This is a genomic window from Photobacterium sp., assembly GCF_057456235.1.
In genome coordinates this window covers 1-13,218 of sequence record NZ_JBVCPH010000004.1, presented here as the reverse complement: position 1 = coordinate 13,218, position 13,218 = coordinate 1, and the positions used below count along the sequence as shown (strand labels likewise).

General features: G+C 45.3%; 10 protein-coding genes and 3 tRNA genes. 11 read left to right on the top strand and 2 right to left on the bottom strand.

Annotation, left to right across the window (positions count from 1 at the left end):
- Nucleotides 1-149 precede the first annotated feature (149 nt).
- Nucleotides 150-3,092 (bottom strand): alpha-L-rhamnosidase-related protein, encoded by a 2,943-nt coding sequence (locus AC2204_RS05965; RefSeq protein ID WP_318924569.1) that lies wholly within the window; start codon nt 3,090-3,092, stop codon nt 150-152.
- A 239-nt stretch (nt 3,093-3,331) separates the two neighbouring features.
- Here AC2204_RS05965 and AC2204_RS05960 point away from each other — a divergent pair, with 239 nt between their 5' ends.
- The 5 genes from AC2204_RS05960 to AC2204_RS05940 all read left to right on the top strand — a co-directional run bounded on the left by AC2204_RS05960 (nt 3,332) and on the right by AC2204_RS05940 (nt 8,436).
- Complete coding sequence (locus AC2204_RS05960; RefSeq protein WP_318924568.1) at nt 3,332-4,252, top strand: LysR family transcriptional regulator; 921 nt, start codon at nt 3,332-3,334, stop codon at nt 4,250-4,252.
- Between the two features lie 213 nt (nt 4,253-4,465).
- Nucleotides 4,466-5,389, top strand: coding sequence for an HlyD family secretion protein (locus AC2204_RS05955; protein WP_318924567.1), 924 nt, complete (start codon nt 4,466-4,468; stop codon nt 5,387-5,389).
- Nucleotides 5,382-6,308 (top strand): ABC transporter ATP-binding protein, encoded by a 927-nt coding sequence (locus AC2204_RS05950; protein ID WP_318924566.1) that lies wholly within the window; start codon nt 5,382-5,384, stop codon nt 6,306-6,308. The genes AC2204_RS05955 and AC2204_RS05950 overlap by 8 nt, the downstream gene beginning before the upstream one ends.
- On the top strand, nt 6,305-7,414 hold the full coding sequence (locus tag AC2204_RS05945; RefSeq protein WP_318924565.1) for an ABC transporter permease: 1,110 nt from the start codon (nt 6,305-6,307) through the stop codon (nt 7,412-7,414). The genes AC2204_RS05950 and AC2204_RS05945 overlap by 4 nt, the downstream gene beginning before the upstream one ends.
- Nucleotides 7,415-7,572: 158 nt before the next feature.
- Entirely contained in the window at nt 7,573-8,436 is an 864-nt protein-coding gene (locus tag AC2204_RS05940; RefSeq protein ID WP_318924564.1) for a tetratricopeptide repeat protein, read from the top strand.
- Nucleotides 8,437-8,546: 110 nt separating this feature from the next.
- Here AC2204_RS05940 and AC2204_RS05935 read toward each other — a convergent pair whose 3' ends face one another.
- Entirely contained in the window at nt 8,547-8,840 is a 294-nt protein-coding gene (locus tag AC2204_RS05935; protein ID WP_318924563.1) for a hypothetical protein, read from the bottom strand.
- Between the two features lie 657 nt (nt 8,841-9,497).
- Between AC2204_RS05935 and uvrY the strand changes: the two genes are divergently transcribed.
- The 6 genes from uvrY to AC2204_RS05905 all read left to right on the top strand — a co-directional run bounded on the left by uvrY (nt 9,498) and on the right by AC2204_RS05905 (nt 13,215).
- Nucleotides 9,498-10,142: a UvrY/SirA/GacA family response regulator transcription factor gene (gene uvrY / locus AC2204_RS05930; RefSeq protein WP_318924562.1), complete on the top strand. Its 645-nt coding sequence runs from the start codon at nt 9,498-9,500 to the stop codon at nt 10,140-10,142.
- Nucleotides 10,142-11,977 carry an excinuclease ABC subunit UvrC gene (gene uvrC / locus AC2204_RS05925; RefSeq protein ID WP_318924561.1) on the top strand — a complete coding sequence of 612 codons (1,836 nt, stop codon included), beginning with the start codon at nt 10,142-10,144 and terminating at the stop codon, nt 11,975-11,977. Before uvrY ends, uvrC begins: the two co-directional genes overlap by 1 nt.
- 57 nt (nt 11,978-12,034) lie before the next feature.
- On the top strand, nt 12,035-12,592 hold the full coding sequence (gene pgsA / locus AC2204_RS05920; RefSeq protein ID WP_318924560.1) for a CDP-diacylglycerol--glycerol-3-phosphate 3-phosphatidyltransferase: 558 nt from the start codon (nt 12,035-12,037) through the stop codon (nt 12,590-12,592).
- A gap of 271 nt (nt 12,593-12,863) precedes the next feature.
- A tRNA-Cys gene (locus tag AC2204_RS05915) sits at nt 12,864-12,937 on the top strand.
- 20 nt (nt 12,938-12,957) lie between these two features.
- Nucleotides 12,958-13,033, top strand: a tRNA-Gly gene (locus tag AC2204_RS05910).
- A gap of 95 nt (nt 13,034-13,128) precedes the next feature.
- Nucleotides 13,129-13,215, top strand: a tRNA-Leu gene (locus AC2204_RS05905).
- Nucleotides 13,216-13,218: the final 3 nt, after the last annotated feature.

Here is a 13,218-nt window from a genome sequence, read left to right as displayed (position 1 = left end):
ACAGTCATCTCAGCCGTTAAGTTTCGACAATTCATGTGCTAGAACAGTTTGACTATCGCAACTCAAAATTAAGGCAAACAAAAAGCTTTTTGATGAGAAATGCCAGTCAGCAAATTGCTGACTGGCATTTAGCCTAGTAGTTTCGAGGATTAATGACGGGTAATTTTCATGTCAACCAGGTTGGTTGAGTTCTCAAAACCATCCAGTCCGCCAGAGTAAATGTACGTATTGTTGGAGTTGAGATAGCTCATGTTGAAATAATCACTGAGGGTAAAGCTGTAATCGACCCCTTGTGATAACTGAACGGTCACCGGTGTTGACATGCGTAACCCCTGTGCTTCGCCAATATGACCCATTTGTAAAATACCATCAGCAACAACTTTGCCATCACCATCTTTGACCGTCAGTTTTTTCACGGCATTGGTAATACCGGTATTAAGCTGACCAAGGTTGTTATTGTAGAGTGCCGCAAAATCGTAAGTACCCGTTTCTGCAATCCGGAACGTCTGTTTACCGTCTAACTCGTTATTGATCCCGTCAAAAGAAACGACATATATATCCTTGTTAAATACGGTATAGGTTCCGTTGAATTCAACCTTCAGCGCTTCACCGGTACACACTGGCTTACTCGGGTTAGAGCGATAGCCCGCACTGTTAATAGTTTCCGCTACATAACAGACATATTCATTGCCGTTTAACTTATCTGTGAACTTACTGCCACTGTAGTTGGTGTGAAATTGCTGACTATTGCGGTAGATGTTCACGGCGTAGTTGTTTTGATTTTCAATCACAACACTTATATCACCATCGGTGTTGGTGAGTTCCAGGGTTGGCTCTTGCGGAGAGAACGCTTTGGCATTATCGGTATCGTAAGGCAGTACGCCTTCGATAAGTGTTAGAGACTCATCACCCGCTAGGCGTTGGCCCAGTGTGACAACAATGTCGTTGTTGGTCTTGTTGACCGATGCGATGTCAAAATAGCCACTGTTATTGTCGTCAACCGCTGGCAGTTCAACGGTTACGCTGTATTTTGCACCTTTATAAACCAGGTTTTCAATTTTTATTTGTGAGGAGTTTTTGAATGTGGTGTTTCTCAGTTCTGCCGTAATAAAGGGCTTAATCGTGAGCATGCCATTGTCGGTGTTAAAGCCAAAGATGTTTTCGACCACCATTCCCAAGTAACCACCGACAGACCATAACTGGCGCTGAGAGTTAATAACTGGGCCGTCGAGTGAAGAGTCTTTACCATGGTCGCCGTGTAAAACCAGTGACTGGCCGGACAGCCATTCTAAATTCTCCATATTTGACAGATTCAGTGCGGTACCGCGAAGCAGGGATTGATAGGCATTGTTTGCCGCGGCGACATTTTTGGCTTTGGCGGCTGCTTTCAGACTGTAGGCTGTGACAAAAGGCCAGATGGCTCGGTTGTGATAAACCGCGACGCCTGGCTGCTGCGGGAAGTAAACCGGTACACCAAACTCGCTATGCGGATAATTGGCCATGATTTTTTTTGCCTGATCTTCATCGGCAATACCGCTGATGATTGCCAGTGCTTCACCGAGCATATCGTATTTATCAACCTGAATGTTGGATTTGGCATCAAAACGATAGCTTGAATACAGTCCTTTAGTGCTGTTCCAGAACTGATCATTAATGGCTTTCTTCAGTTCATTCGCCCATTGCTGGTATTCTGCTACCGCTGAGGTGTCATAACTTTCTGCGAGCTTTGCCGCCAGCATCAGAGCGCGATAGTGGACAATATTCGTAGAGAGTGCTTTGCTGGTGGCGATGTAATTCACATCATCGGGTGTCCAGCTTGAATATGTCTGATCACGCCAGTCGAGGAAAGACTGTTCTCCTTGATACAGGCCGTCGGTTTCATCAAAAGCGGCGACCCGGTCGGCTTTAATGGTGTTGCTCAGGGCATGGTAAGCGCGCATGGCAAATGCATCGTACTCTTCCCCAGTGAGTGTGCTGAGCAGGCGCTCGGCACCCAGTGCCCATGACGTTCTGTCGGTACTGATTGGCCAGCTGCCGCCGGTACCGGTGTCCTGGATAATTTGTTCACCATCATATTCACGATCGGTACCTTCTCTGAAATCAGACAGCTTGAATTCCAACCCGTTTTTGACACGTGTCGGATCAAGCAGTGCAACGGACAGATCAGCGGCATAAGCAAGGTCGCGAGTCCAGACGTAATGCCATTTAGCCCCGGTTTCAAAAACATCCGCTTTAATCGGTTTGTTATGGTTGTAATTGCCGTCTTTGATTTCGGAGACGGCAAGTTGGTTTAGTTCCTGAACGGACAGGGCGAAAAGACCATCAAAGGCCAGATCACCTGTTCGTACTCGTGGCTTGTCACTATCTTCGCTAACGTACAGCCCCTGATCCAAGGCGTCGCGTAATTCTGCTGTAGTGGAAATTCCGAACGTACGAAGGCTGGCATTCGGATCTTTAACTGAAACTTTTACGGTATCGGTTGTGTTGTCATAGTTACTATAAAGGCTGGACGTTAATTGCTTATGTCCGATATGCACCGTGGAAGGATCAATAATGGCATCGTTATAAAATTGTTCGGCTTCTTCCTGAGTGGCTTCTGTAACGGTTAACTGAAGTCTTTTTATATCTGACAGATCGACCGCAAACTTGTAATAGCCTTTATCAGGAAAAGTAATTTCAGAATTACAGTCCTGATTCATACAGTCTGTGTTTTCGGCAGGCTTACTGACAAATTCATTCTGCTGGCCGAATACAATGGGTGTGCGGTAGCCGGTGTATTCGATCTGCCAACCTTCGTCTGCAACTTTAAACTGGTTCGTTCCCCTGGCGACACGGATGACAGAGACGTATTGGCTCTTACCCTGGTATATCAGTTTTGCGCGATCTGATGCTCCCCAGTCACCGTTGATCCCCCGTAAGTATAAGGCCTCTTCGATGACAGGTTTGTCTTCACTGATGATCGGTATGTCTTGACCGCCATTGTCGGTATTGCCCGTATTTCCCATAACAGTGTCCGAACGGGTATCACTGGAGTTACAACCAGCGACTGAGAACACAAGTGCGACAGCAACCGCGAGGAATGTTGGTTTCATTGTTCTTTCCTTAAATTATAGCTAAACCTGCTGCGCATCTTAGATCGTGGCCTGATACAGTAGAAATAGTAAGGAAATGTCATGGTATAAGTTTTATTTATAATGCAAGGAGAAAAGGTGAGTTATATCGACTAATTGCCATAATTGGCTATTAATAAAACTGATGAATATGTGATCATGGGAGCAATATTTTCAAATAATCAATCGTTGGATTATTTCTTCATTATAACGAGATAGAAATGGACAAAGTATTACAGTATTTTTTACTGGTCGCCCGGCTGGAGAGTGTGAGCGAGGCCGCCCAGATGCTGGGAATGAGCCAGCCTGCGGTTACCAGTAGCATTAAAAAGTTAGAACACTCATTGGGTGTTACGGTATTTGAGCGAAAAGCTTCCGGGATGAAGCTGACCGAATTTGGCGAAATCTTGTTTGATGATTGCTCAGTTATGCAGCAGCAATATAAGCATATGCTGGATCGGATCGAAGAGCGAAAACAACATAGGGCCGGAAAGTTGCGAATTGGTACTGGTGACGCGTGGTGGACTCTTTTTATCAAAGATCTTGTACATCAGTACCGTCATTTTTGTCCATTTGCGTCAATTCAGGTGGAGTTCGGGAATCATCTGAGTTTGATGGATTCTCTGGTTAAAAATGAGATGGAGCTGTTTATTGGACATGAAATTGTGGGACTGTCATCGAAGTTCAATGTGATTTTTATTCCGCTTTTTCAGACCTATGACAGTTTTTTCGTCAATGATTCCCACCCGTTGCGTGATCAGCTTGTCACCGATGCGATGCTTGAAGAATACCCGTCTGTTGCGGTTACTTATGATGCTGAAAAATACAGCCATATTATCGAAAATCCGGTGCCTAAGCGTATTGAACGACAAAAACAGAAGCTGGATGAGCGCACGGTTTTTGAAATGGGATCACTGCTTGCGAGTATCGATATAACGCTTGAAACAAATGCGGTGATGCCGTATCCAAGTGATATGACGTCATATTTTTCACGTTTCGGGCTTCAGCCGCTCACGATGGAAAAACAATATTTTCGAGGAACGGTGGGCATATATACCTCAAAAGAGCTTTTTCCACAGCAGGAAAAAGTGATTGAAATGATCAAATCTCTCGCTTGCAAATCCCTGTCAGACTCTGAATAACAATTGGTCGCGGAACATAATGTCAAAGCAATACGGGTAATTGGCACCGGTAGTCCAGTGGTGTTGATTTAACCGTATTAATTCAATTGTATACCTGACAAAGAGGCGTACACTTTTATTATTCCTTTGCTGATGGCCGGGCAGAATATGATGAAAAGAGAACGCATAGCTTTATTTCGTCACAGAATATTATCTCCCTTACTTGTTTTAAGCATGGTGACGTTACTTGCCGCTTGTGACAATAACCGCGCCCATCAGGCTCTTGGTATACTGGAGCGTGACAGGGTCACTCTCACCGCGACGGCAAATGAAATTGTTCGGGAACTACCAGTAAGAGAAGGGGCGCTGGTGAAGCTGGGCGATGTGCTGGTGAGACTCGATACCAGGCAGCAAAGTGCAGTTCTTGCCAGAGCAGAGGCTGAAAAAATGAAAGCAGGCGCTTACTTACTACGGCTAACCAACGGTGAAAGGGGAGAAGATATCGCTGCTGCTCAGGCAAACCTGGAACGCGCCTTAGCGCTACTGGTCGAGGCGCGGAAATCCTATCAACGGATGAGTAAACTGGTTGAGCAGAAGCTGGCCAGTTTTGCCGAAAAAGACAAAGCCAGAGCACAAAGAGCTGCGGCTCAGGCAGATTACGACTCGTCAAAAGAAAAACTCACCAAACTGACCAATGGCGAACGGCCCGAAGATATCAAACAGGCCCAGGCCGCGCTGGCAGCGGCAGATGCGGAAGTACAGTTGCAACAGCAAATTCTCAGTGATCTGACGGTGGTTGCCACACGTAACGGGGTGCTAGACAGCTTGCCGTATAACGTGGGGGAACGTGTGCCGAAGAACGGTATTGTCGCCACCATTCAGACTGATACCGTACCTTATGCCCGGGTGTATGTGCCAGAACCCTATCGGGTGAAGTTACAGGTGGGGGATCGATTCATTGTCCATGTTGACGGTATTGAGCATAGCTTTGAGGGAACATTGCGCTGGGTGTCAACCGAGCCTGCCTTTACGCCTTATTTTGCGTTAAATGAACAAGATCGGGCGCGACTGGTCTATCTGGCCGAAATAGATCTATCTGACGAAGCCAGAGCCCTGCCTGCAGGAGTGCCTGCGCAAGTGGAGATGCCGGATGAATGACAATGTCATTATTGCCAATAAGCTGACCCGCAAGTTTGGTGATTTTACCGCTGTTGATGGACTGGATCTGGTGGTGCCCGAAGGCAGTATTTACGGTTTTCTCGGTCCGAATGGTTGCGGTAAGTCGACAACGCTGAGGATGTTAACCGGGTTGCTGAGTCCGACATCCGGTACGGTCGAGGTACTCGGATTGTCAGTTCCGCGGCAGGCAGAAAAGCTCCGTTTACGTATTGGCTACATGACTCAGAAGTTCTCGCTGTATGACGATTTGACGGTAAAAGAAAACCTTCAGTTTATCGGCCAGATTTTCGGAATGCCGGGCAAGCAATTAAATCGCCGCATCGAGGGGCAGCTCTCCACTTATGGCTTAAGCTTATTGACAAAACAACGGGCAGGCAGTCTCAGCGGTGGCCAGAAGCAGCGACTGGGCTTAGCCGCTGCCACCATGCATCAGCCGAAGATGTTGTTGCTTGATGAGCCAACCTCAGCGGTCGATCCAGAAAACCGTCGCGAGTTCTGGGAGCAGCTGTTTGATTTGAGCGATCAGGGAACCACAATTCTGGTGACCACACATTATATGGATGAAGCTGAACGCTGCCATGCCCTGGCAATTATGGAGTCGGGGGTGATACGGGCCGATGATACGCCGGAAGCACTGATGACGAACATGGGGGTTACGGTCGTAGAAATTCAGGCGGCGGATCTGCGACAGTTAAAAGAGGCTCTGCTCAAGCTGCCGGAGGTGCGCTCAGCAGCCCAGTTAGGCATCCGGCTGCGTGTGCTGGTTCGCAAGGAAGTTAACGATCCGGTTGGCTGGCTGCATGCGGGTTTTCCCCATCTGGAAAAAGCAGAGCTAATTATTGCGCGTCCTAGCCTTGAGGATGTGTTCGTAACTTGTACGGGGGAGGGGCGGCAATGAATCGGTTTCTTCCTACAGGCTTGTTCCGTATAAAAGCGATAATGATTAAAGAAATACGGCAGCTGTTCCGAGACCGTCTTACCTTTGGCATGGTGGTGATGATCCCGTTGATCCAGCTATTGTTATTTGGTTATGCCATCAACACCGATGTCAGAAATATCCCGATAGCGGTTGTTGATCAGAGTGATTCCGCTGCCGGGCGAGTCATTACCGAATCAGTCAAAGCTACTCAGGTGGTAACAGTGAAACAGGTGTTTCTGACCGTCTCTGAAGCTGAGCGGGCGATAAACGAGGGGTCGGTACGTGGTGCGTTAATTTTACCAGCGGATTTAACTCAGCGGATCGAACATAACCGTATCGTCGGACAGTGGCTGGTTGACGGTTCCGATACGATGATCAGCGCCGCTTTGTTACAGTTGAGAAATATGCCGCTGAAAGAGCTGATAACCTATCAGCCTGCCGGACTATCCACTTTTGAAGTGACCTTGTTGTATAACCCAGAAAGGCGCTCGGCGGTGAATATTGTTCCGGGGTTATTGGGAGTGATCCTGACGATGACCATGATATTGTTTACCTCTGCGGCCATTGTACGTGAGCGGGAGCGAGGCAATCTGGAATTGCTGATCACCACACCAGTGCATCCGCTGGAGCTGATGATCGGCAAGATTATTCCCTATATCTTTGTTGGTCTGATCCAGGTCGGGATTATTCTCGGGCTGGGACACACTATTTTTAACGTACCGATTAACGGTACAGTAGGTCAGATCTTACTGGGCACTTTGCTGTTTATTTCTGCCAGCCTGACGTTAGGTTTAGTGATTTCGACCATAGCCCAGACTCAGTTGCAGGCGATGCAGATGACGATTTTCATTCTTTTGCCATCAATCTTGCTGTCGGGCTTTATATTTCCTTACGAGGCAATGCCGATCGCCGCGCAATGGATATCTGAAATTCTGCCGGCGACGCATTTTATGCGGATGATCCGCGGGATTGTTCTGCGTGGTGCTCAACTCGTTGATTTATGGCGTGATGCGCTCTGGCTGATGGGGTTTACTATTATCGGCCTGCTGATTGCATCGCAGCGGTTTAAGAAGAGCCTTGATTGATTTTATGAGTGCGTGTAGATGCATATCAAGTGTTGATGTATCAAAAATGTAGCCCACAAAATGTCATTCAGTATGGCTAACGTCTGTTTAAATTTGTTAGGGTGTGTCGGTAGTGGTGTGGTTGCTACTGGATATCGTCATTTTTAATAGGGCTCATTATGCTTCGAACTATTTTGCTTGCGCTTGTATTGGCAAGCTTATCATTTTCCAGTCTGGCTGCAGAAAAGTACTCAGAAGAAAGTATTTACGATAAGCCGTTAATGGAACGTTATGTTCTCGATGAACTTAAATCGTTGCGAATGGATCAACAGGATTTGGAGCGGCGTTTAGTTGTGAGCATTACAGATCGTGAACTTTCCGTTGCCGATAAATCACTGAATTATGCCAATGTTACGGTGACTTATTTTTTCTACATTATCGCGGGTGTCGCGTCTTTGATTGCGATGATTGGTTGGCAGTCTTTGCGAGAGCTTCGTACAAACACAACAAAAATGGCGGAGCAGCAATTACAAGACGCCGATAAGAAATTACAAGAAATCGCGGAACAATATGAGAAAAAATTTCAGGTATTGGAACGTGACCTGAAACGTAAAACCCGCAACATCAGTGAAAACAACAAAGAAATTGAGAGAATCAACGAAGTCCATAATCTCTGGTTACGTGCACAGGGCATGCAGACACCAGAGCAGAAGATGGAAGTTTACGACGAGGTATTGAAAATACGGCCGGGTGACCTTGAAGCGTTGACCTATAAAGCGGATGCGGCGATGGAAATACGAGAATTCCACTGGGCACTGAGTTTGTGTAATCGCGTGTTAGAAGTTGATGATAGCAATGCTCATGCCTTTTATCAGCGTGCTTGTGCCTATTCTTGCCTTGGGGTAGAGGAGCAGGCGATTTCAGATCTCGAACGTGCCATTACGGGGAGTGCATCATTGCGAGAATTAGCATCAGAGGAAGCGGATTTTGAGATGTTGAGAGGCAATGAACGGTTTGAATTACTCATGGCAAGTGTCGATTAATCCCGGTTTTTTCTAACGTTAGCTCTGCCTAATTCGGAAGGCCAGCACTAATGCTGGCCTTCTTCCGCTTAAGTTAGGCGCATACAGAGTAAGAAAAGGTAAGATGCTGATTAGTATTGCATTTGTCTTATATCGACAAGTGTTTCACCTTTGGGCTTATTATCATAAAAATTGTCATAATTAATTAAATCAATCACAGTCACTCCGGTAATAGCACATTTACGGTTGAGCTTTTGGCTGTGAGACTTAGTGATAGCATCTCCGTTTTTATCGAGACAAACAGAGATAAAATTCCTCAATGCTCCTGTTGAGATAGCAGGATTACCGCCGTAACTTCCTCCACTGCCAAAAGCAAACACGTAGCTTGACAGAGAGAGCATAATAATGGCAAATAGTGCTTTCATGTTACATCCTCCTGGTTAATAAATGGCAGCATATAATTTGGTTTGTTGTTTCTATAATAGCCATATTTAGTATAGACCTCTTTTTTTTAGGTTATTCCCGTTATTCGTAAAGTTATGACAATTATCGAATGGCTAATTTTTCAGACGAAATGGTCACGGCAAGAAAGCTGAAATTGTGTGGTTAGCAGGTCTCCGGGGATAACAGTGATATAGGTGAGTTTTTTTGCTCAACAATAAAATAAAGTTGTGTTTGTTCAAGATTTATTGGTAACAATATCAATAAGGAAGGTTTATACCTGTAGATTGAGAGTGTTTTGATATGATTTACTGATTAAATACATATTAAATCACTGGTTAGTTTAGACGGTTAGCCCGCTTTTTATGTCTAGAATATAACTGCTTAGATATTCTGAATTTTTCTCTTTATTTTTTCATATGTATGGTAAATACTGCTGTTTATGTTTTTTTGTCTTGAAATGTGCAAAAATGACACTTGACTATATAGAGTCAAGCATTAAGTTTATTCGAAAATTTGCGCTAATACGCAGAATCCGTGTGTGCTCGGATTTCAAGTTAGGGTAAAATTGGGTAATATCAGTAATAGCTATCCTGCCAATTCTGGCTGGGTGCAGAGCCAAATCATATTGGAGATACAGCTTGATTAATGTATTCCTTGTAGATGATCACGAACTGGTTCGCACAGGGATCCGACGTCTTCTTGAAGATGTCCGTGGTATAAAAGTGGTAGGGGAAGCCGACAGTGGTGAAGATGCCGTAAAATGGTGCCGTAGTGAAAATGCGGATATCGTTCTTATGGATATGAATATGCCAGGTATCGGTGGCCTGGAAGCAACCCGGAAGATTCTTCGTTTTAATCCCGATATTAAGATTATTGTACTGACAATCCATACCGAAAATCCTTTCCCAACGAAAGTGATGCAAGCCGGTGCCGCTGGATACCTTACCAAAGGTGCAGGGCCTAATGAGATGGTCAATGCAATTCGTATGGTTAATAGTGGGCAACGCTATATTTCGCCTGAGATTGCGCAGCAAATGGCGTTAAGTCAGTTTGCACCAGATTCTGAGAATCCTTTTAAAGAGCTTTCAGAACGTGAACTTCAGATCATGATGATGATCACGAAAGGACAGAAGGTTACTGACATCTCGGAGCAACTCAATTTAAGCCCTAAAACTGTTAATAGTTACCGTTACCGCCTATTCAGTAAATTAGACATTAACGGTGATGTAGAGCTAACCCACCTTGCTATTCGCCATGGGATGTTGGACGCAGAGACTTTGTAGTGTCAGATGCATTTGATAACAAAAGCTTTCTGAAAACAGTTACTCACCAGCCAGGCGTCTACCGGATGTATGATGTCGCTGGTGAGGTTATTTATGTCGGAAAAGCAAAAGACCTCAAAAAACGCCTGTCAAGCTACTTTCGTACCAATGTTGCGGGCGAAAAGACCCGGGCCTTAGTCAAGAATATCCGTAAGGTTGATGTCACGGTAACCCATACCGAGACAGAAGCACTGATCCTCGAGCATAATTACATTAAGCAGTATTTGCCAAAGTACAATGTACTACTGCGTGATGATAAATCTTACCCTTATATCTTCATGAGCCACCACCGCCATCCGCGTCTTTCTATTCATCGCGGGGCAAAAAAGCGTAAAGGCGAATATTTCGGTCCGTATCCTGACGCAGGAGCAGTACGCGAAAGCCTGCATTTGATGCAGAAACTGTTTCCTATTCGCCAATGTGAAGATTCTGTTTATGCGAACCGTAGTCGTCCTTGTCTGATGTACCAGATTGGTCGCTGCTTAGGACCTTGTGTTAAAGGACTGATCAGTGAGGATGATTATCAGGATCAGGTCGGTTATGCGCGGATGTTCTTGCAAGGCAAAGATCGTCAGGTGATTACCTCTTTAGTTGACAAAATGGAGCAGGCAAGTCAGAGCCTCCATTTTGAACAAGCAGCCCTTTTCCGCGATCAGATCCAGGCATTACGGCGGATTCAGGAACAACAATTTGTCAGTCATGATAACGAAGATGATCTCGATGTTGTCGGTATCGCTCAGCAGAATGGCATGGCATGTATCCACGCCTTGTATATTCGGCAGGGTAAAATACTGGGTAGCCGGAGCTACTTCCCGAAAATGCCGACTGGTGCCGATGTGACTGAAGTGCTGTCCAGTTTTGTCACCCAGTTTTATCTCAGTCAGGCAGAAGGGCGAATTATTCCGTCAGTCATCATTCTGGGTTCAAGCTTAGGTGATGAAAAGGCAGTGATTACCGATACATTATCGGAAATGGCTGGCCGAAAGATCGCACTGAAAATCAATCCTCGAGGTAATCGTGCGCGCTATTTAAACCTGGCGCAGACCAATGCCCTGACAGCATTGACCAGTAAGCTCAATCATAAAATGACGATTCAGGAACGCTTTGTTGCATTACGTAAAACATTACAGCTTGATTCGATTAATCGAATGGAGTGTTTTGATATCAGTCATACCATGGGGGAGAAGACTGTTGCCTCCTGCGTGGTCTTCAATCGGGAAGGGCCGTTAAAACAGGAGTACCGGCGTTACAATATCACGGGTATTACCGGCGGTGATGATTATGCTGCAATGGCACAAGTACTGGAACGACGTTACGGCAAACAGATGGATCCCGATAAAATCCCCGATATTATTTTTATTGATGGGGGCAAAGGTCAGCTATCAAGAGCGTATGATGTAGTAAAACCTTTTATGGATGAATGGCCTAAACAACCTTTATTGATAGGTGTTGCTAAAGGGACAAGCCGTAAACCTGGCTTAGAGACCTTGATTTTTATTACGGGTGAAGAATTATCAATGTCAGGTGATTCACCCGCTTTGCACTTAATTCAGCATATTCGCGACGAAAGCCATAATCATGCGATCAGCGGGCACCGAGCACAACGTGCTAAAGTCAGAAAACGCAGTGCATTGGAAGATGTTGAAGGTATCGGCCCTAAACGCCGTCAGGCATTATTGAAGTTCATGGGGGGATTGCACGAACTAAAACGAGCGAGCAAAGAAGAAATAGCTAAAGTGCCAGGTATTAGCAAGGCTTTGTCAGAAAAGATATATGACGCATTGCAACATCACTAGCTTTGCGGCACTCTTGTATCTGTAGTGATACTGTATTTAATCATAAGAACTAAAATTATGCGTTTATCAATCCCTAATATTTTGAGTTTCATCAGACTGATCCTCATTCCTTTCTTCGTTATTACGTTTTATCTGCCGTATGAATGGGCTGCATTTGCAACAGCGCTAATTTTCTTTATTGCCGGTTTAACTGATTGGTTTGATGGATTTCTTGCTCGCAAATTGAACCAAACCACCCGGTTTGGGGCGTTTATTGATCCTGTCGCTGATAAGTTAATGGTAGCAACGGCGTTAGTGTTAGTGGTTGAAGACTACCATTCTATTTGGGTCACTATTCCTGCTGTTACGATGATTGGGCGTGAAATTATTATTTCTGCTCTGCGTGAGTGGATGGCTGAACTGGGCAAACGTGCAAGTGTTGCCGTTTCCTGGGTGGGTAAAGTGAAAACGGCTTCACAAATGTTTGCATTGCTGTTGCTACTTTGGCATCCGCACCCATGGATCGTCTGGTTGGGTTATGCATCTCTCTATGTCGCTATGGTGCTGACGTACTGGTCAATGTATCAATACTTAAAAGCGGCTAAAGGTGATTTATTAAATGCAGAAAATCATTGATCAATAAAAATATTACGAATTCAAAATCAAAGCGGCCTGCTGGCCGCTTTTTTATTGCCAGTCAAATAGTGCGAAGGTGATAAAATTGTTGAGTAAATATTCATTCTGGTTTAATTCTGCTGTTTTTGGCTGAAATATAATCGAACGATCTTGTTGGATGCATTTTTTTAGTGACAGCATAAATGGAATCTGTAAAATGGCCGCCGTACCGCAGCGGGAAGACTTGCTAAGCGGTTAGCAATCGAGAGATTGTTTACTTCTACGAAGTAATGGCGCGTTGGCAGAGTGGCTATGCAGCGGATTGCAAATCCGTGTACCTCGGTTCGACTCCGGGACGCGCCTCCATTATTCTTTTTGAATAATATGCGACACTAGCTCAGCTGGTAGAGCGCAACCTTGCCAAGGTTGAGGTCACGAGTTCGAACCTCGTGTGTCGCTCCAAATTTTGCAATGACGATTAGAAATATTGGCAGATCGTTATTTAAAGATGGTGTCTAACTTAAATCAGTTACGAGCACCGCAATCAAGAATTGCGTGCCCTGGTGGTGGAATTGGTAGACACAAGGGATTTAAAATCCCTCGGCGTTCGCGCTGTGCCGGTTCAAGTCCGGCCCGGGGCACCATCT

Bases quoted from the DNA above. Each gene is read 5' to 3' on its own strand.
- AC2204_RS05965 (WP_318924569.1), bottom strand. From the start codon at position 3,092: ATGAAACCAACATTCCTCGCGGTTGCTGTCGCACTTGTGTTCTCAGTC.
- AC2204_RS05960 (WP_318924568.1), top strand. From the start codon at position 3,332: ATGGACAAAGTATTACAGTATTTTTTACTGGTCGCCCGGCTGGAGAGT.
- AC2204_RS05955 (WP_318924567.1), top strand. From the start codon at position 4,466: ATGGTGACGTTACTTGCCGCTTGTGACAATAACCGCGCCCATCAGGCT.
- AC2204_RS05950 (WP_318924566.1), top strand. From the start codon at position 5,382: ATGAATGACAATGTCATTATTGCCAATAAGCTGACCCGCAAGTTTGGT.
- AC2204_RS05945 (WP_318924565.1), top strand. From the start codon at position 6,305: ATGAATCGGTTTCTTCCTACAGGCTTGTTCCGTATAAAAGCGATAATG.
- AC2204_RS05940 (WP_318924564.1), top strand. From the start codon at position 7,573: ATGCTTCGAACTATTTTGCTTGCGCTTGTATTGGCAAGCTTATCATTT.
- AC2204_RS05935 (WP_318924563.1), bottom strand. From the start codon at position 8,840: ATGAAAGCACTATTTGCCATTATTATGCTCTCTCTGTCAAGCTACGTG.
- pgsA (WP_318924560.1), top strand. From the start codon at position 12,035: ATGCGTTTATCAATCCCTAATATTTTGAGTTTCATCAGACTGATCCTC.